This window comes from Streptomyces sp. NPDC002851 (assembly GCF_053591935.1).
In genome coordinates this window covers 62,189-79,046 of record NZ_JBSFUT010000023.1, presented here as the reverse complement: position 1 = coordinate 79,046, position 16,858 = coordinate 62,189, and the positions used below count along the sequence as shown (strand labels likewise).

The 16,858-nt window shown below is 67.9% G+C and carries 16 protein-coding genes; 14 read left to right on the top strand and 2 right to left on the bottom strand.

What is annotated here, in order from left to right:
• Positions 1 to 107 precede the first annotated feature (107 nt).
• The 3 genes from ACWD10_RS23790 (at position 108) to ACWD10_RS23780 (ending at position 3,390) form a co-directional block, all read left to right on the top strand.
• Positions 108 to 1,607 carry a site-2 protease family protein gene (locus ACWD10_RS23790; RefSeq protein ID WP_451094146.1) on the top strand — a complete coding sequence of 500 codons (1,500 nt, stop codon included), beginning with the start codon at positions 108 to 110 and terminating at the stop codon, positions 1,605 to 1,607.
• Positions 1,608 to 1,679: 72 nt separating this feature from the next.
• Positions 1,680 to 2,588 (top strand): tRNA (adenine-N1)-methyltransferase, encoded by a 909-nt coding sequence (locus ACWD10_RS23785; protein ID WP_451094144.1) that lies wholly within the window; start codon positions 1,680 to 1,682, stop codon positions 2,586 to 2,588.
• A 238-nt stretch (positions 2,589 to 2,826) separates the two neighbouring features.
• On the top strand, positions 2,827 to 3,390 hold the full coding sequence (locus ACWD10_RS23780) for a hypothetical protein (protein WP_451094142.1): 564 nt from the start codon (positions 2,827 to 2,829) through the stop codon (positions 3,388 to 3,390).
• An 87-nt stretch (positions 3,391 to 3,477) separates the two neighbouring features.
• Here the strand turns inward: ACWD10_RS23780 and ACWD10_RS23775 are convergent, their stop codons facing one another.
• The gene (locus ACWD10_RS23775; protein WP_451094140.1) at positions 3,478 to 3,789 is read right to left on the bottom strand and encodes a ferredoxin; all 312 of its coding nucleotides are present in this window, start codon (positions 3,787 to 3,789) and stop codon (positions 3,478 to 3,480) included.
• Between the two features lie 264 nt (positions 3,790 to 4,053).
• Between ACWD10_RS23775 and arc the strand changes: the two genes are divergently transcribed.
• From arc to prcA, 6 genes are all read left to right on the top strand, one after another.
• Positions 4,054 to 5,820 carry a proteasome ATPase gene (gene arc / locus ACWD10_RS23770; RefSeq protein WP_451094138.1) on the top strand — a complete coding sequence of 589 codons (1,767 nt, stop codon included), beginning with the start codon at positions 4,054 to 4,056 and terminating at the stop codon, positions 5,818 to 5,820.
• A gap of 237 nt (positions 5,821 to 6,057) precedes the next feature.
• Positions 6,058 to 7,569, top strand: coding sequence for a depupylase/deamidase Dop (gene dop / locus ACWD10_RS23765; RefSeq protein WP_451094136.1), 1,512 nt, complete (start codon positions 6,058 to 6,060; stop codon positions 7,567 to 7,569).
• A gap of 131 nt (positions 7,570 to 7,700) precedes the next feature.
• Positions 7,701 to 7,919 carry a ubiquitin-like protein Pup gene (locus tag ACWD10_RS23760; protein ID WP_144002508.1) on the top strand — a complete coding sequence of 73 codons (219 nt, stop codon included), beginning with the start codon at positions 7,701 to 7,703 and terminating at the stop codon, positions 7,917 to 7,919.
• Positions 7,920 to 7,946: 27 nt separating this feature from the next.
• Complete coding sequence (locus ACWD10_RS23755; protein ID WP_451094134.1) at positions 7,947 to 8,546, top strand: endonuclease VII domain-containing protein; 600 nt, start codon at positions 7,947 to 7,949, stop codon at positions 8,544 to 8,546.
• Positions 8,498 to 9,343, top strand: a complete 846-nt coding sequence (prcB, locus tag ACWD10_RS23750; protein ID WP_451094132.1) for a proteasome subunit beta — start codon at positions 8,498 to 8,500, stop codon at positions 9,341 to 9,343. The genes ACWD10_RS23755 and prcB overlap by 49 nt, the downstream gene beginning before the upstream one ends.
• Positions 9,344 to 9,403: 60 nt before the next feature.
• Positions 9,404 to 10,168 carry a proteasome subunit alpha gene (gene prcA / locus ACWD10_RS23745; protein WP_451094130.1) on the top strand — a complete coding sequence of 255 codons (765 nt, stop codon included), beginning with the start codon at positions 9,404 to 9,406 and terminating at the stop codon, positions 10,166 to 10,168.
• 239 nt (positions 10,169 to 10,407) lie between these two features.
• On the opposite strand, the gene ACWD10_RS23740 is transcribed toward prcA, so the two are convergent.
• Positions 10,408 to 11,403: a LacI family DNA-binding transcriptional regulator gene (locus ACWD10_RS23740; RefSeq protein ID WP_451094128.1), complete on the bottom strand. Its 996-nt coding sequence runs from the start codon at positions 11,401 to 11,403 to the stop codon at positions 10,408 to 10,410.
• Positions 11,404 to 11,583: 180 nt separating this feature from the next.
• On the opposite strand from ACWD10_RS23740, the gene ACWD10_RS23735 reads away from it, so the two are divergent.
• The 5 genes from ACWD10_RS23735 (at position 11,584) to ACWD10_RS23715 (ending at position 16,857) form a co-directional block, all read left to right on the top strand.
• Positions 11,584 to 12,852, top strand: a complete 1,269-nt coding sequence (locus ACWD10_RS23735) for an MFS transporter (RefSeq protein ID WP_451094126.1) — start codon at positions 11,584 to 11,586, stop codon at positions 12,850 to 12,852.
• A gap of 9 nt (positions 12,853 to 12,861) precedes the next feature.
• Complete coding sequence (gene pafA, locus ACWD10_RS23730) at positions 12,862 to 14,223, top strand: Pup--protein ligase (protein ID WP_451094124.1); 1,362 nt, start codon at positions 12,862 to 12,864, stop codon at positions 14,221 to 14,223.
• Between the two features lie 136 nt (positions 14,224 to 14,359).
• Positions 14,360 to 15,298 (top strand): FKBP-type peptidyl-prolyl cis-trans isomerase, encoded by a 939-nt coding sequence (locus ACWD10_RS23725; RefSeq protein ID WP_451094122.1) that lies wholly within the window; start codon positions 14,360 to 14,362, stop codon positions 15,296 to 15,298.
• 88 nt (positions 15,299 to 15,386) lie between these two features.
• Positions 15,387 to 15,764 (top strand): FKBP-type peptidyl-prolyl cis-trans isomerase, encoded by a 378-nt coding sequence (locus ACWD10_RS23720; RefSeq protein WP_451094120.1) that lies wholly within the window; start codon positions 15,387 to 15,389, stop codon positions 15,762 to 15,764.
• A 139-nt stretch (positions 15,765 to 15,903) separates the two neighbouring features.
• Complete coding sequence (locus ACWD10_RS23715) at positions 15,904 to 16,857, top strand: helix-turn-helix transcriptional regulator (RefSeq protein WP_451094118.1); 954 nt, start codon at positions 15,904 to 15,906, stop codon at positions 16,855 to 16,857.
• Position 16,858 lies beyond the last annotated feature (1 nt).

Sequence of the window (16,858 nt, the reverse complement as noted above, 5' to 3'; positions counted from 1 at the left end):
AGCGGGACGCATACCATCGACCTCGAACCCTCTCGCACTGCATGATCGTGAGAACTCTTCACGAGGCGGCGAGAGATGCGGCGGACGACAGGGACAGAGGGGTCAGTGTGGACGTGAGCGGCGAGACCGGGCAGCCGCAGTCCGGCACCGGGGGAGCGGATCCCACCGGCGGCGGCGACCTGCCCCCACGCCCGCGGGCGCACGAGACACCATCGGACGCCACGCCCCCGAACGCACGGCCCCACAACGAGCAGCCCCACAACGAGCAGCCTCAGGACGAGACGCCGCCCGACGCCAAGCCCCAGCACGAGAAGCCCCAGCTCGACAAGGCCCAGGACGCCAAGCCCCACGACGAGCAGCCACAGACACCGGACGAGCCCGCACCCCCGGAACCCGGCCCCGGCGCCACCCCCGCCAAGAAGCCCCCGCGCAAGCCCCGCCCCCGCACCCCCCGCGACACCCGCGGCGGGCTCCTCATGGGCCGCCCCTTCGGCGTGCCCGTCTACGTCGCACCCAGCTGGTTCGTCGTCGCCGCCCTCATCACCTGGGTCTTCGGCAACCAGCTCGACCGCGTCCTGCCCGAACTCGGCGGCGCCCGCTACTTCGTCTCCCTCTTCTTCGCGGTCGCCTTCTACGCCTCCGTACTCGTCCACGAACTGGCCCACACCGTCGTCGCGCTGCGCTACAAGCTCCCCGTACGCCGCATCCAGCTCCAGTTCTTCGGCGGCGTCTCCGAGATCGAGAAAGAGACCGAGAGCCCCGGCCGCGAATTCCTGCTCGCCTTCGTCGGCCCGCTGTTCTCCCTCGTCCTCGCCGGTGTCTTCTACGCCGCCATGTACGCCGTCGAACCCGGCACCGTCCCCGGCGTACTCCTCGCCGGACTCATGATCTCCAACCTCATCGTGGCCGCCTTCAACCTGCTCCCCGGCCTCCCCCTCGACGGCGGCCGGATGCTCCGCGCCATCGTCTGGAAGATCACCGGCAAGCCGATGAGCGGCACCGTCGCCGCCGCCTGGGTCGGCCGCGCCCTCGCCATCACCGTCCTCTTCGGCCTCCCCCTGGTCACCCAGACCAACCTCATCGGCAACCGCACCTCCGACGCCGTCGGCATGGACACCCTCCTGGACGCGGCACTCGCCGCCATCCTCGCCGCCATCATCTGGACCGGCGCCGGCAACAGCCTGCGCATGGCCCGGCTCCGCGAACACCTGCCCGAGCTGCGCGCCCGCACCCTCACCCGCCGCGCCGTCCCCGTCACCCCCGACACCCCCCTCTCCGAAGCGCTGCGCCGCGCCAACGAGGCCGGCGCCCGCGCCCTCGTCGTCGTCGACGGCCACGGCGACCCCATCGCCCTCGTCCGCGAGACCGCCATCGGCGGCGTCCCCGAACACCGCCGCCCCTGGGTCGCCGTCAGCAGCCTCGCCCAGGACCTCACCGACGGCATGACCCTCTCCGCCGAACTCATCGGCGAAGAACTCCTCGACACCCTCCGCGCCACCCCCGCCACCGAATACCTGGTCGTCGAGGAAACCGGCGAGATCTACGGCGTACTCTCCACCGCCGACGTGGAACGCGCCTTCGTCAAGGCCATGTCCCGCCGCCCCTGACCCACCCCCCACCACACGGCCCCACACCGCCCACTGGTCAGCCCGCCCGCACCGGGCCGGTACCCTGGTCACATGTCCGAACCGACCGGTGCCGCCCGCCGACGCGGGCCCTTCAAGGTCGGGGACCAGGTACAGCTGACCGACCCCAAGGGCCGCCACTACACGTTCACGCTCGAGGCCGGGAAGAACTTCCACACCCACAAGGGTTCCTTCCCCCACGACGAGCTGATCGGCGCACCCGAGGGCAGCGTTGTCCGCACCACCGGAAACGTCGCCTATCTCGCGCTGCGCCCCCTGCTCCCCGACTACGTCCTGTCCATGCCCCGCGGCGCCGCCGTGGTCTACCCCAAGGACGCGGGACAGATCCTGTCCTTCGCCGACATCTTCCCCGGCGCCCGCGTCGTGGAAGCGGGCGTAGGCTCCGGCTCGCTCAGCAGCTTCCTGCTGCGCGCCATCGGCGACCAGGGCATGCTGCACAGCTACGAGCGCCGCGCCGACTTCGCCGAGATCGCCCAGCAGAACGTCGAACGGTACTTCGGCGGCCCCCACCCCGCCTGGACCCTCACCGTCGGAGACCTCCAGGACAACCTCTCCGACACCGACGTCGACCGCGTCATCCTCGACATGCTCGCCCCCTGGGAGTGCCTCGAAGGCGTCGCCAAGGCGCTCGTCCCCGGCGGCATCCTCTGCTGCTACGTCGCCACCACCACCCAGCTCGCCCGCACGGTCGAGTCCATCCGCGAGATCGGCTGCTTCAACGAGCCCACCGCCTGGGAATCGATGATCCGCAACTGGCACATCGAAGGCCTCGCCGTCCGCCCCGACCACCGCATGATCGGCCACACCGGGTTCCTGCTCACCGCCCGCCGCCTCGCCGACGGCGTCGAACCCCCCATGCGCCGCCGCCGCCCCGCCAAGGGCGCCTACGGCGAGGACTACTCCGGCCCCAACGCCGCCGGAGGAACCCCCACCGCACGCTGACCCCACGCCACACCCGGCACCACCCGGGAACGGCCACACCACCAACGCACAGACGCCACCGGCGAGTTCCCGACACCACTTCGGGAACTCGCCGGTGGCGTCTACACGTTGACACCGCGCCATCGACACCCGAGACATCTCTGTCGAAACCCCGGACCCCGCGGTTCCACCCCACTGTGACGTATGGCACCATGCTGGGCACCCCCACCGGCACAGCCCTCACAGGAGACACTTCCTAGTGCAGCAATCCGCCGTCCCGGAGCTCGCCCACACCCACACCAGCCCCATGCACTGGCTCGCCACCGCCGCCGCCGTGGCCGCCGTCGTCGCAGGCTCCTCCATCCTGCAACCCGACGACGCCACCGCCGCGCAGCCCGGCACGCCCGACGTCGCCCTCGCCGCGGCCCCGAACCCCGACACCGTCGACTACCCCCTGCAATGCGGCGTCACGGCCCCCCAGGTCCAGCAACAACAAGCCGGCGACCTCGACGGCGACCACCGCCCCGAAACCGTCGCCGTCGTCCGCTGCGCCTCCGGCACCGGCACCCCGCCCAGCGGCGTCTACGTCGTCACCTGGCCCCCCACCGGCAAACCCCGGGTCGTCGCCACCCTCGTCGACCCCAAGGACGGGTACAGCGTCACCGACTTCGCCGTACGCAACGGCGCGGTCACCGCCACCCTCCTCGGCTACTCCTCCACCGACGTCCCGCGCTGCTGCCCCGACGTCAAGGACAAGGCCAAGTGGCAATGGCAGAACGGGTCGTTCGTCCGTACGCAACAACCCGCCGCCAAGAGCGTCTGACCGCCCCACCGGCCCGGCACCCACCGGACGGAACCGACGCAAACCCTCCGTAGCCGCCCGCTCACGCCACCGCGCGCGACCGGGCGGCTACGCCGCGTCCGGCCCGAACACCTCGACCTGGTCCGCGACCCGCCGCACATGAATGCACGCGCCCGGACACTCCTTCGCCGAGTCCGCCACATCCCCGAGCAACGGCAACGGCACCCGCGTTGTCGCCCCCGGCGCCTGCAACAGCTCGTCGCCCCCGCCCTTCACATATGCCAGACCGTCGATGTCCAGCTCGAAGACCTCCGGCGCATACTGGGCACAGATCCCGTCCCCCGTACACAAGTCCTGGTCGATCCACACCTCAAGAGCCTCACCGGCATCGCCCGCCGCGGCCTCACTCTGCACGGTCATGTCTCCCGAAACGCTCCCTACCGACCCTCACCCACACCGGCCCGGACCCCACAAGTCCGGCCAGCCCTGACGGGTGTTGAACATTTCGACCCTACAACCGCTCGCTTTCCGATGTTGTTCGGTGGGTATTTACCTGGCGTGAGGGAGTACGCAAGGGTGAAGATCGGACACACCCCGACCGTCTTTGTGATCTAGGGGTTTCAATCCCTACCGGCCCAGGTAGGGTCAGGAAGCGTCCAGCTCCCCTTGGAGGAGGTGAGGACCGTGGCAGCCCACGACGACGACATGAACCGCGGCATCCGCCCGGGTCGAGGGTCCGACGACCCAGCCGGTCAGATTGCCTATCTCGAGCAGGAGATCGCCGTCCTGCGACGCAAGCTCGCCGACTCTCCGCGGCACACGAGGATTCTCGAGGAGCGGATCGTCGAGCTGCAGACCAACCTGGCCGGCGTCTCCGCCCAGAACGAACGCCTCGCGAACACGCTCCGTGAGGCCCGCGACCAGATCGTGGCCCTCAAAGAAGAAGTCGACCGCCTCGCCCAGCCCCCCGCGGGCTTCGGCGTCTTCCTACAGGCGAACGAGGACGGCACCTGCGACATCTTCACCGGCGGCCGCAAACTCCGCGTGAACGTCAGCCCCAGCGTCGAACTCGAAGAGCTCCGACGGGGCCAGGAAGTCATGCTCAACGAAGCGCTCAACGTGGTCGAAGCCATGGAGTTCGAGCGCGCCGGCGACATCGTCACCCTCAAGGAAATCCTCGAGGACGGCGAACGCGCCCTCGTACTCGGGCACACCGACGAGGAACGGGTGGTACGGCTCGCCGAGCCGCTGCTGGACGTCACCATCCGCCCCGGCGACGCCCTGCTCCTCGAACCCCGCTCCGGCTACGTCTACGAAGTCGTACCGAAGAGCGAAGTCGAAGAGCTCGTCCTCGAAGAGGTCCCGGACATCGGCTACGACTCGATCGGCGGCCTGGGAAACCAGATCGAGCTGATCCGCGACGCAGTCGAACTCCCCTACCTCTACCCCGACCTCTTCAAGGAGCACGAACTCCGCCCACCCAAGGGCGTCCTGCTCTACGGCCCCCCCGGCTGCGGCAAGACCCTCATCGCCAAGGCAGTCGCCAACTCCCTTGCCAAGAAGGTCGCAGAGGTCACCGGACAAGCCGCGGGCAAGAGCTTCTTCCTCAACATCAAGGGACCAGAGCTCCTCAACAAGTACGTCGGCGAAACCGAGCGGCAAATCCGCCTCGTCTTCCAACGCGCACGAGAAAAGGCCAGCGAGGGCACCCCCGTCATCGTCTTCTTCGACGAGATGGAATCCCTCTTCCGCACCCGCGGCTCCGGCGTCAGCTCGGACGTGGAGAACACCATCGTCCCGCAGCTGCTCGCCGAGATCGACGGCGTGGAAGGCCTGCAGAACGTGGTCGTCATCGGCGCCTCCAACCGCGAGGACATGATCGACCCCGCCATCCTGCGACCCGGCCGACTCGACGTAAAGATCAAGATCGAGCGCCCCGACGCAGAAGCAGCCAAGGACATCTTCGCCAAGTACATGAAGTCCTCGCTGCCCCTGCACGCCGACGACCTCGCCGAACACGGCGGCGACCGCGGCGCCACCGCGGCCGCCATGATCCAATCCGTCGTCGAGCAGATGTACGCCGAATCCGAGGAGAACCGGTTCCTCGAAGTCACGTACGCCAACGGCGACAAGGAAGTCCTCTACTTCAAGGACTTCAACTCCGGCGCCATGATCGAAAACATCGTCGGCCGCGCCAAGAAAATGGCCATCAAGGCCTTCCTCGAACAGAATCAAAAGGGCCTTCGCGTCGCGCACCTCCTCCAAGCGTGCATCGACGAATTCAAGGAAAACGAAGACCTCCCCAACACCACCAACCCCGACGACTGGGCCCGCATCTCCGGCAAGAAGGGCGAACGGATCGTCTACATCCGTACCCTCGTCACTGGAAAGCAGGGCGCCGACACCGGACGCTCCATCGACACGGTGGCCAACACCGGTCAGTACCTGTAAACGGCAGGGCGGCTGCGGGTGCCCTTCTCGGGTACCCGCAGCCGACTGTTTTCCGGCCGCAGCCGGAGCTGGAGCAATGACTGAAACGATCTCCCCACCAGCGCAGAGGCGTTCTAGGCTCTTCGGTACTACCGCCAAGGCGCGCAGTGCAGGGACAGGCACCGCACACGCACCGAAGACCAAGCGGTACTTGAGCGCCGCCCCCGGACGGGAGCGCCGCCGGGCAAGGAGGGCCGCATGACCGTACGGCGAGTAATGGGCATCGAGACGGAGTACGGGATCTCCGTCCCCGGCCACCCCAATGCCAATGCCATGCTCACCTCATCCCAGATCGTCAACGCCTACGCGGCGGCGATGCACCGGGCACGCCGCGCCCGCTGGGACTTCGAGGAAGAGAACCCGCTACGGGACGCACGAGGCTTCGACCTGGCCCGCGAGGCCGCCGACGCCAGCCAGCTCACCGACGAGGACATCGGCCTCGCGAACGTCATCCTCACCAACGGTGCGCGCCTCTACGTCGACCACGCACACCCCGAATACAGCGCCCCCGAGGTGACCAACCCCAAGGACGCCGTCCTCTGGGACAAGGCGGGCGAGCGCATCATGGCCGAAGCCGCCGAACGCGCGGCCCAGCTCCCCGGCGCCCAACCCATCCACCTCTACAAGAACAACACCGACAACAAGGGCGCCTCCTACGGCACCCACGAGAACTACCTGATGAAGCGGGAGACACCCTTCTCGGACATCGTCCGGCACCTCACGCCCTTCTTCATCTCCCGCCAGGTCGTCACCGGCGCGGGCCGCGTCGGCATCGGCCAGGACGGCCACGAACACGGCTTCCAGATCAGCCAGCGCGCCGACTACTTCGAGGTCGAGGTCGGCCTCGAAACGACCCTGAAGCGCCCCATCATCAACACCCGCGACGAGCCGCACGCCGACGCGGAAAAGTACCGCCGCCTGCACGTGATCATCGGCGACGCGAACCTGTCGGAAATCTCGACGTACCTCAAGCTCGGCACCACGGCCCTGGTCCTCTCGATGATCGAAGACAACTTCATCGCCGTGGACCTCGCCGTCGACCAGCCGGTCCGCACCCTCCACCAGGTCTCGCACGACCCCTCACTGAAGCGCCTGATCACCCTCCGTAGCGGCCGCACCCTCACCGCGGTGCAACTACAGATGGAGTACTTCGAGCTGGCCCGCAAGTACGTGGAGGAGCGGTACGGCGCGGACGCCGACGACCAGACCAAGGACGTCCTGACCCGCTGGGAAGACGTCCTGGGCCGCCTGGAGACCGACCCGATGAGCCTCTCCAGCGAGCTCGACTGGGTCGCCAAGCGCGAGCTCATGGAGGGCTACCGCCGCCGCGACAACCTCGGCTGGGACGCCGCCAGGCTCCACCTCGTCGACCTCCAGTACGCCGACGTACGCCCCGACAAGGGCCTGTACAACCGCCTCGCGGCCCGCGGCAAGATGAAGCGACTCCTGGACGAGCCCACCGTCGAGCGGGCCGAGAGCAAGCCTCCAGAGGACACCCGCGCCTACTTCCGCGGCCGCTGCCTCGAGCAGTACGCCGACGACGTCGCCGCGGCCTCCTGGGACTCGGTCATCTTCGACCTGCCGGGCCGCGACTCCCTCCAGCGGGTCCCGACCCTGGAGCCGCTACGCGGAACGCGTAATCACGTTAAGGAGCTGCTCGACCGGTGCAGGACGGCGGAAGATCTGGTCCGCGTGCTCTCCGGGGGCTGAACGGCCCGGAGCAGGGGAATTACATGGATGGGTCCCGCACGTTGAACGAACCGCGGGGCCCATGTCAGACCCAGGTCGTAGAGTCTGATCAAGAACGTCGAAGCGTCGACCCAGATCGGGGTGTGAGTCACATGGCGACCAAGGACACCGGCGGCGGACAGCAGAAGGCGACCCGTTCCACGGAAGAGGTCGAGGAGCAGACCGAGGATGCGCAGGCCTCGGAGGACCTCAAGGAGCGGCAGGAAAAGCTCAGCGATGACGTGGACTCGGTTCTGGACGAAATTGACGATGTCCTCGAGGAGAACGCAGAGGACTTCGTGAGGTCCTTCGTTCAGAAGGGTGGACAGTGATTTCACCTTTGAATCGAAGGTTGCGAGATGTTTGAGGGTGCGGATCTGAAGAGTTGCTCGCGGTGTGGGGAGTTCAAGCCGCGAGCAGCCTTCTCCCGACACCGTGACAGGTCCGATGGGCTTCAGGACTACTGCAAGTCGTGTGCTCGGGACTACGCGAAGGCCTGGGACAAGCGCAAGCGCGAGGAGCGTCGCGCGCTGAAGAATCCTCCGACTCCGGCTGGCTTCAAGCGTTGTCGTGGGTGTGGAGAGGTGAAGCCGCACAGCGAGTGGCATCGCAACGCCTCCGCGTCCGACGGTCTCGCAACGCTCTGTAAGTCATGCAAAGCCGAGAAGGGGCGTGCCCATTACCTCAAGCGGGAGTACGGGCTCACTGAAGCTCAGCGTGACGAGCTCATCGCGGCCCAAGGCGGAGTCTGTGTGATCTGCCTCAACGCCCCAGCCGTGTATGTGGATCACTGCCACACCACGGGTAAGGTCCGAGGCGTACTGTGCTTCAACTGCAATTCGGGCCTAGGTCTGTTGAGGGATGACCCCGAAGCAGCCCGACGGGCCGCCGCCTATCTGGAAGGAAACTCGTGGAAGCCAACCCTCGTAGCACCGGGCGTCTACCAGCTGCCTTCCTGACGCCTGGATCCTCGTCCTTCGTGGACTTTCTCGCCGAGCACCAGCCGGAGTTGCTCCCCGGGAACCGACAACTTCCGGCCGGGCAGGGCCTGATCGAGGCGCCGCACGGTACGACCATCGTGGCCGCCACGTTCCCCGGGGGCGTGGTGCTCGCCGGTGACCGGCGGGCCACGATGGGGAACATGATCGCGCAGCGGGACATCGAGAAGGTGTTCCCGGCGGACGAGCACTCGGCCGTGGGGATCGCCGGTACCGCCGGGCTCGCGGTCGAGATGGTGAAGCTGTTCCAGCTGGAGCTGGAGCACTTCGAGAAGGTGGAGGGTGCCACGCTCTCCCTGGAGGGCAAGGCGAATCGTCTGTCCACGATGATTCGGTCCAACCTCGGCATGGCGATGCAGGGGCTGGCTGTCGTGCCGTTGTTCGCGGGGTACGACCTGGACCGTGAGAAGGGGCGGATCTTCTCGTACGACGTGACCGGTGGGCGCTCCGAGGAGCGTGGGTTCGCCGCCACGGGTTCGGGCTCGATTTTCGCTCGTGGGTCGATGAAGAAGCTGTTCAAGGACGATCTGACCGAGGACCAGGCGGTCACGTTGGTCGTGCAGGCGCTGTACGACGCGGCGGACGACGATTCCGCGACGGGTGGTCCGGATGTGGCTCGCCGTATCTATCCGATCGTCACGGTCATCACCGACGAGGGCTTCCGGCGGGTGTCGGACGAGGAGGCTTCCGAGATCGCCCGTTCCATTCTGGAGCGGCGTCTCGAGCAGCCCGACGGCCCGCGTGCCGCGCTGCTCTGAGCGCGCGGCGACTTGGAACCCGGAATGCACTCGCCACTGACAGAAAGGGACGGATAGCCGGTGTCGACGCCGTTCTATGTCTCACCCCAGCAGGCCATGGCCGATCGGGCGGAGTACGCCCGTAAGGGCATCGCCCGTGGTCGCAGCCTTGTCGTGCTGCAGTTCGCCGACGGCATTGTGTTCGTCGGCGAGAACCCGTCCCGTGCGTTGCACAAATTCAGCGAGATCTATGACCGGATCGGTTTTGCGGCCGCCGGGAAGTACAACGAGTACGAGAATTTGCGGATCGGTGGTGTCCGTTATGCCGATCTGCGTGGCTATACGTACGACCGTGACGATGTGACCGCCCGTGGGCTTGCGAATGTGTATGCGCAGACGCTGGGCACGATTTTCTCGTCCAATGCCGAGAAGCCGTATGAGGTGGAGCTGGTCGTTGCCGAGGTGGGGGAGACCCCCGAGGGCGATCAGATTTATCGGTTGCCGCATGACGGCTCGATCGTCGATGAGCATGGCTCGGTGGCGGTGGGGGGTAACGCGGAGCAGATCAGTAGTTACCTGGAGCAGCGGCACGAGGACGGGATGAGTCTGGCGCAGGCGTTGAAGCTTGCGGTGCAGGCGTTGTCTCGGGAGCCGAATGGCGGGGAGCGGGAGATTCCGGCTGAGCGGCTCGAGGTGGCGGTGCTTGATCGGACGCGGCCGCAGCAGCGGAAGTTCAAGCGGATTGTGGGGCGGCAGTTGGCGCGGTTGCTTGAGGCGGATGGTGCGGCTGCTACGCCGACGGATGCGCCGTCGGACGAGGAGTCTGAGGAGTCTGCCGACGAGTAGTCCCTGGCTCCGGGCTGTTACTCGGGATTGCGTCCCTGTGCCGCTGCTTTTGGTGGCGGTGCGGGGGCGCTTTCTTGTTGTCCCCGCCCCGCCCCTTCCCGGCTGTGTCGATATGCGGCTAACGCCGCGTGGTTGCAGCGGCTTCGGGGGCTGCGCTCCCGGACCCCTGCTTCATTCGCGCTGAACGCGCTCGTCCTCAAACGCCGGACGAGCTGGTGGTGCCGGACGGGCTGGATTGCTCAGGCGCCGGACGGGCTGATTTCAGGGGCCCGTGCCGTTGAGGCGCGCGGGATCAGGGTCACCGCGAGGGCGCCGCTGTCGGGTTCTCGGTTGTCGAGGACGGCCAGGAGGGCTTGCATGCCGCGTTCGCCGACTTGTTCGGCGGGGAGGTGGATGGTGGTGAGTTCCGGGTCGACAGCGGTGGCGAGGGTGAGGTCGTCGAAGCCGGTGATGGAGATGTCGTCGGGGATGCGGAGGCCGAGGCGGCGGGCGGCTTTGCAGGCGCCGGCGGCGATGATGTCGTCGTCGCAGATGAGGGCGGTGGGGCGGGGGCCGGGGGTGGCGAGGGCGCGGGTGGCGGTGTCGCGGGCGTCGTCGACGGTGAGGGGGGTGCGGGTGGTGTGTCGGGTGGTGTGGGGGGCGGCGTCGAGTGCGGTGGTGAGGGCGTGGGCGCGTTCGTCGAAGGTCCAGGAGTCGACGTCGGCGGCGAGGTGGAGGAAGCGGCGGTGGCCGAGGTCGAGGAGGTGTCGGGTGATCTGGCGGGCGCCGTCGGCGACGTCGAGGTTGACGTGGGCGGCGGCGGTGGGGTCGGCGGGGTCGCTGTCGATCATGACGAGGGGGAGGTGGGCGCCGCGGATGGCGGTGAGGGCGTCGGCGGCCATGGAGGAGGCGATGACGCCGTCGAGGGCGGTGCGGGCGGAGGCGAAGGGGTCGCGGGCGGGGCCGATGCCTTCGGGTGAGGGGTAGAGGACGACGCCGAAGTCGTGTTGGGCGGCGACGCGGGCGGCGCCGGTGTAGACGCGGGCGAAGAATTCGTTGGTGAGGGCGGGGACGACGAGGAGGGCGGTGCGGGTGCGGCCGAGGCGGAGGTTGCGGGCGGCGAGGTTGGGGCGGTAGGCGAGTTCGCGGGCGGCGTTGCGGACGCGTTCGGCGGTGGCGGCGGAGACGCGGCCGCGCCATTTGTCGCCGAGGACGAGGGAGACGGCGGCTTGGGAGACGCCTGCGGCTCGGGCCACGTCTTTGCTGGTGGCTCGGTGGCCTGTGCCGGGTGTGTTCACGTGTTGCCTCCGCCGTCGTGCTGCCCGGGTGGCCCGGTGTGCGGGGGTGGACCGGGCGACAGGGGTCATGGTACGTATGACAGGCGACGTTATACGTAAAACTTTCGGATCGGGATCGGGACCGGGAAGAGGGGCGACATGGCCGCGGGATATGGGGAGCTGTTGCGTACGCGGCATGCGGCTCGGCTGCTCGGGGGGACCCTGGTCGGCAGGCTGCCGAATGCGACGGGGCACATTGCGATTGTGCTGTTCACGCGGGCGGAGGGCGGGAGTTACTCGCTCGCGGGCGCGCTGGCGGCGGTGTACGGGCTTGCGACGGCGGTGGGGCAGCCGTTGCTGGGGCGGGCGGTGGATCTGCGGGGGCAGCCGCGGGTGATGCTGCCGGCGGCGGTGGTGTCGGCTCTTGGTATGGCCGCGTTCGCGTTCGTGGGGATCGGTGTGCTGCCGTTGGCGTATGTGACGGTCGCGGTGGCGGGGTTCTTCACGCCGCCGCTCGAGGGCGGTCTGCGGGCGTTGTGGCCGGATGTGCTCAGGGGTGCGAACGCCAAGGAGAACGTGCATGCCGCGTATGCCTTGGACGCGGTGGCGCAGGAAGTGATGTTCACGGTCGGGCCGTTGCTGGTGACGCTGTGCGTGTCGCTGTGGTCGGCGGGGGCGGCGCTGCTTGTGATCAATGTGGTGGGGGTGCTCGGGGCGCTTTCGGTGGTGGTGTCGGGGCCGTCGCGGGCGTGGCGGTCGGCGCCGCGGGAGGCGCACTGGCTGGGGGCGTTGCGGTCGCCGGGGCTGCTTGCGCTGCTTGGTTCGTTCTTCTTCGTGGGGCTTGCGCTGGGTTCGATCACGGTGGCGGGGGTGGCGTACGCCGATGATCAGGGGCGGGAGTCGGTGTACGGCTGGGTGATGGCGGCGTTGGGTCTTGGTGCCTTGGTCGGGGGTGCGCTGTATGGGGCGCGGCAGTGGGCGGGGGCGCCGGAGCGGCGGCTTCGGGTGTTGGTGGGGCTGTTGGCGTTGGGCTATTTGCCGTTGGTGTTGACGCCGGGTGTGGTGGCGATGTGTGTGCTTGCCGGGGTGGCGGGGCTGTTTCTGGCGCCGTCGTTGGCGTGTGCGTTCATCGTGGTGGACCGTCATGCGCCGCGGGGCACGGTGACGGAGGCGTTCTCGTGGCTGGTGACGACGTTCGGGGTGGGGGCCGCGGTGGGAACGGGGGTGGCGGGTCCGGCGATTGAGTGGGGTGCTACGCCTGCGGGGTTCGCGGTGGCGGGCGGTGGGGGTGTGGCCGCGTTGCTGGTTCTGGTGGCGACGGTGCGGGTCCTGGCGGTGCCGCGGGGGGAGGTTCGGCAGGTGGGTGCGTCGGAAAGTGATCGAAACGGTGCTGTCGAACCCGGTTTCAGTGCGGGGCATCAGGCGTAATGTTCAGTCATGGACCGCCGCATTTTCGGGCTGGAGAACGAGTACGGCGTCACGTGCACGTTCAGGGGACAGCGCCGTCTGTCGCCTGACGAAGTGGCGCGCTACCTCTTCCGCCGTGTCGTGTCATGGGGCCGCAGCAGCAATGTGTTCCTGCGGAACGGCGCCCGCCTCTACCTTGACGTCGGGTCACATCCGGAATACGCAACTCCAGAGTGTGACAACGTGACCGAGCTGGTCACGCACGACAAGGCGGGGGAGCGCATTCTCGAGGGCCTGCTGGTCGACGCCGAACGTCGTTTGCACGAGGAGGGGATCGCGGGCGACGTCTATCTGTTCAAGAACAACACCGATTCGGCGGGCAACTCCTACGGCTGCCATGAGAACTATCTGGTGGCCCGGCATGGGGAGTTCTCGCGGCTTGCGGACATTCTGATTCCGTTTCTGGTCACGCGGCAGCTGCTGTGTGGTGCCGGGAAGGTGCTGCAGACGCCGCGTGGTGCGGTGTACTGCGTGAGCCAGCGCGCGGAGCACATCTGGGAGGGCGTCAGCTCGGCGACCACGCGTTCCCGGCCGATCATCAATACGAGGGATGAGCCGCACGCGGACGCGGAGCGGTACCGGCGGCTGCACGTGATCGTCGGCGACTCGAACATGTCCGAGACGACGATGCTTCTGAAGGTCGGCGCCACGGATCTGGTGCTCCGCATGATCGAGGCGGGCACGGTGATGCGGGACCTCACTCTGGAGAACCCGATCCGGGCGATCCGCGAGGTCAGCCATGACACCACGGGCCGCCGCAAGGTGCGCCTGGCCAGTGGCCGGGAGGCTTCGGCGCTCGAGGTGCAGCGCGAGTACTACGAGAAGGCCGTGGACTTCGTGGAGCGCCGCGGTATCCGTACCGGCACGGTGGAGCGGGTGCTCGAGCTGTGGGGCCGGTCCCTTGACGCGATCGAGGAGGAGGATCTGGACCGGATCGACACCGAGATCGACTGGGTCATGAAGTACAAGCTCATCGAGCGGTACCGCGCCAAGCACAACATGACCATGTCGCATCCGCGGGTCGCCCAGATAGACCTCGCGTACCACGACATCCACCGTCGGCGTGGCCTGTACTACCTCTTGGAGAAGAAGGGGCAGGCGGCGCGGGTCTGTAATGACCTGAAGATCTTCGAGGGCAAGTCGGTGCCCCCGCAGACGACCCGGGCCCGGCTGCGCGGTGACTTCATCCGCCGTGCTCAGGAGCAGCGCCGGGATTTCACGGTGGACTGGGTGCATCTGAAGCTGAACGATCAGGCGCAGCGGACGGTGTTGTGCAAGGACCCGTTCCGGTCGGTGGATGATCGGGTGGAGAAGCTCATCGCCGGAATGTGATCTGTCTCTTCTGCTCGTCGGCCTGCGGGTGGCGATGCGGAACGCGACGCGGGCCCCGTACGTTTCTCGTGCGGGGCCCTTCGCACGGCTTAGAGTGTCGCGGGACCGATCGAGCCTTCAGAGATCTGAGGAACACGTGCGCCGACTTGCCGGCCTGCTCGTCGTGCCGTTGCTGCTGTTGTCGACAGCGGCCTGTGGCGACGACAAGGGCTCCGACTCCGATTCAGTCAGTAAGAACGGGCTGCCCGCGATCACCAAGGGCGCCAAGTACGGGGAGAAGCCCACGCTGGCGAAGGGCAAGGGTGATCCGCCCAAGGAGCTGAAGACCACGGTCATCAGTGAGGGGAAGGGCGAGAAGACCAAGAAGGGTGATGCGGTCCAGGTCAACTACCTGGGGCAGCAGTGGGATTCGGACAAGCCCTTCGACAACAGCTACGACCGCAAGCAGCCGTTCGACCTGACGCTGGGTGCGGGTGAGGTCATCAAGGGCTGGGAGCAGGGTCTTGAGGGCCAGAAGGTCGGCAGCCGGGTGGAGATCGCCATTCCGCCGAACCTGGCGTACGGGGACAAGGGGCAGGGCGAGATCAAGCCGAATGCCACGCTGGTGTTCGTCGTGGACATTCTGAAGTCGACGTCGATCCTGAAGTCCGCGAAGGGCAAGGAAGTCGCCCAGGACAACGTCGACCTGCCGAAGGTCGGCGTGAACACCGATGGCAAGGCCCCGTCGGTGGACATCCCGGAGTCCGACCCGCCCAAGGACCTGGTCTCGAACTATGTGATCGAGGGCGACGGGGAGAAGGTCGGCGGCACCGACACGGTGGTGGTCAACTATGTGGCGTCGCTGTGGAAGGACGGCAAGAAGTTCGACAGCACCTATGACGTGGGCAAGACGGCGAACTTCCCGCTCAAGGACATGACGTTGAAGGGCCTCAAGGACGGTCTGACGGGCAAGAAGGTCGGCAGCCGGGTCCTGATCGTGGCGCCGCCGAAGTTCGCGTTCGGCGAGCAGGAGCAGCAGGGCATCCCGAAGAACTCGACGCTGGTCTTCACGGTGGACATCCTCGCCAAGATGTGAGGTCGGGTACGGGGAGCGGGGATGCAAGACTGTCCCGGTTGCCCGCATGCACGGGGCAGCACAAGTAGCGGAAGCTGGAGCGATTTACGTGAAGAACCAGGACAAGCCCGAGGTCGACTTCCCCGGCGGGGAGCCCCCGGCGGACCTGGAGATCAAGGATCTCTGGGAGGGCGACGGGCCGGAGGCCAAGGCTGGTGACCCGATCCGGATGCATTACGTGGGCGTGGCCTTCTCCACCGGTGAGGAGTTCGACGCCAGCTGGAACCGTGGCCGGACGCTCGACTTCCAGCTGGGTGTCGGCCAGGTCATCCCGGGCTGGGACCAGGGTGTGCAGGGCATGAAGGTCGGCGGCCGCCGCCAGCTGATCATTCCGCCGCACCTGGCGTACGGCGACCGCGGCGCGGGCAATGTGATCAAGCCGGGCGAGACGCTGATCTTCGTCTGCGACCTGGTCCAGGTCGGCTGATCCACGAGCCGCCGAGGGCGCCGCACGGTCCGAGGGTCCATGCCTCCTGGCATGGGCCCTCGGCTTTTGCCCCGACACCCCGGGGCGGTACGGTCGACCGTCGTAGCGCAGCACTTCCGGGAGGGTGGCGAGGGCGTCGATGGCGATTGCCAAGGCGGAGCGGCTGATGAATCTGGCGCTGTGTCTGCTCGGGACGCGTCGCCCGCTGACGAAGCGGGAGCTGCGGGCCTCTGTGGAGGCCTATCTGGAAGCGGGCTCCGACGACTCCTTCAACCGGATGTTCGAGCGCGACAAGGACGATCTGCGTGAACTCGGCCTTGTCATCGAGACGGTGGAGAACCTGGAGGGTGAGACCGGCTATCTGGCCCGCCGGGACAGCAACCGGCTTCCGCCGGTGACGCTGGACGCCGAGGAGGCCGCCGCGCTCGGTCTCGCGGCGAAGGTGTGGCAGCAGGCCCGCCTGGCCGGGGCGGCGAGCGGCGCGCTGCAGAAGCTGCGGGCGGCCGGGCTGCCCGAGGATGTGGATCCGTATGAGCGGCACAGCGCCCTGGAGCCGCGGATTCCGGTGCATGAGGCGGCGTTCGAGCCGCTGATGCTGGCATGCCGGGACCGCCGTCCGGTCGTCTTCGACTACCGCAAGGCCACGGCCGCCCGGCCCGAGACCCGGCATGTGGAGCCGTGGGCCTTGGAGTGCTGGCGCGGGCACTGGTATCTGGCGGGCTGGGACCGGGACCGCGGGGCGGAGCGGGTGTTCCGCCTCTCCCGGATCACCGGGCGGGTCAAGTCGCGGGCCGGGAAGTACACCGCGGAGGTGCCGGACGTGGTGACCGTGCGGGAGACCGTGGCGAGCTGGGCGGGGGAGATCGCGGACCGTTCGGCGCTGCTTCGGCTGCGCGCCGGGGCGGGCTATCCGCTGCGCGCCAAGGCCACGGCGGTACGGGACGCGGGCGGCGGCTGGGACGAGGTGGAGATCCCGTACGGGCACGGGATGGACGCCTGGCTGGTGGAGTTCGGGCCGGATGTGGTGGTGCTCGAACCGGCCGAGCTGCGGGCGGATGTCGTGGACCGGCTGCGCGCCGTGGCCAAGGGCTGAG

Excerpts from the sequence above, each read along its gene's own strand:
- ACWD10_RS23785 (WP_451094144.1), top strand. The coding sequence starts at position 1,680 with ATGTCCGAACCGACCGGTGCCGCCCGCCGACGCGGGCCCTTCAAGGTC.
- ACWD10_RS23775 (WP_451094140.1), bottom strand. The coding sequence starts at position 3,789 with ATGACCGTGCAGAGTGAGGCCGCGGCGGGCGATGCCGGTGAGGCTCTT.
- dop (WP_451094136.1), top strand. The coding sequence starts at position 6,058 with ATGACCGTACGGCGAGTAATGGGCATCGAGACGGAGTACGGGATCTCC.
- ACWD10_RS23760 (WP_144002508.1), top strand. The coding sequence starts at position 7,701 with ATGGCGACCAAGGACACCGGCGGCGGACAGCAGAAGGCGACCCGTTCC.
- ACWD10_RS23755 (WP_451094134.1), top strand. The coding sequence starts at position 7,947 with ATGTTTGAGGGTGCGGATCTGAAGAGTTGCTCGCGGTGTGGGGAGTTC.
- ACWD10_RS23735 (WP_451094126.1), top strand. The coding sequence starts at position 11,584 with ATGGCCGCGGGATATGGGGAGCTGTTGCGTACGCGGCATGCGGCTCGG.
- pafA (WP_451094124.1), top strand. The coding sequence starts at position 12,862 with ATGGACCGCCGCATTTTCGGGCTGGAGAACGAGTACGGCGTCACGTGC.
- ACWD10_RS23715 (WP_451094118.1), top strand. The coding sequence starts at position 15,904 with ATGGCGATTGCCAAGGCGGAGCGGCTGATGAATCTGGCGCTGTGTCTG.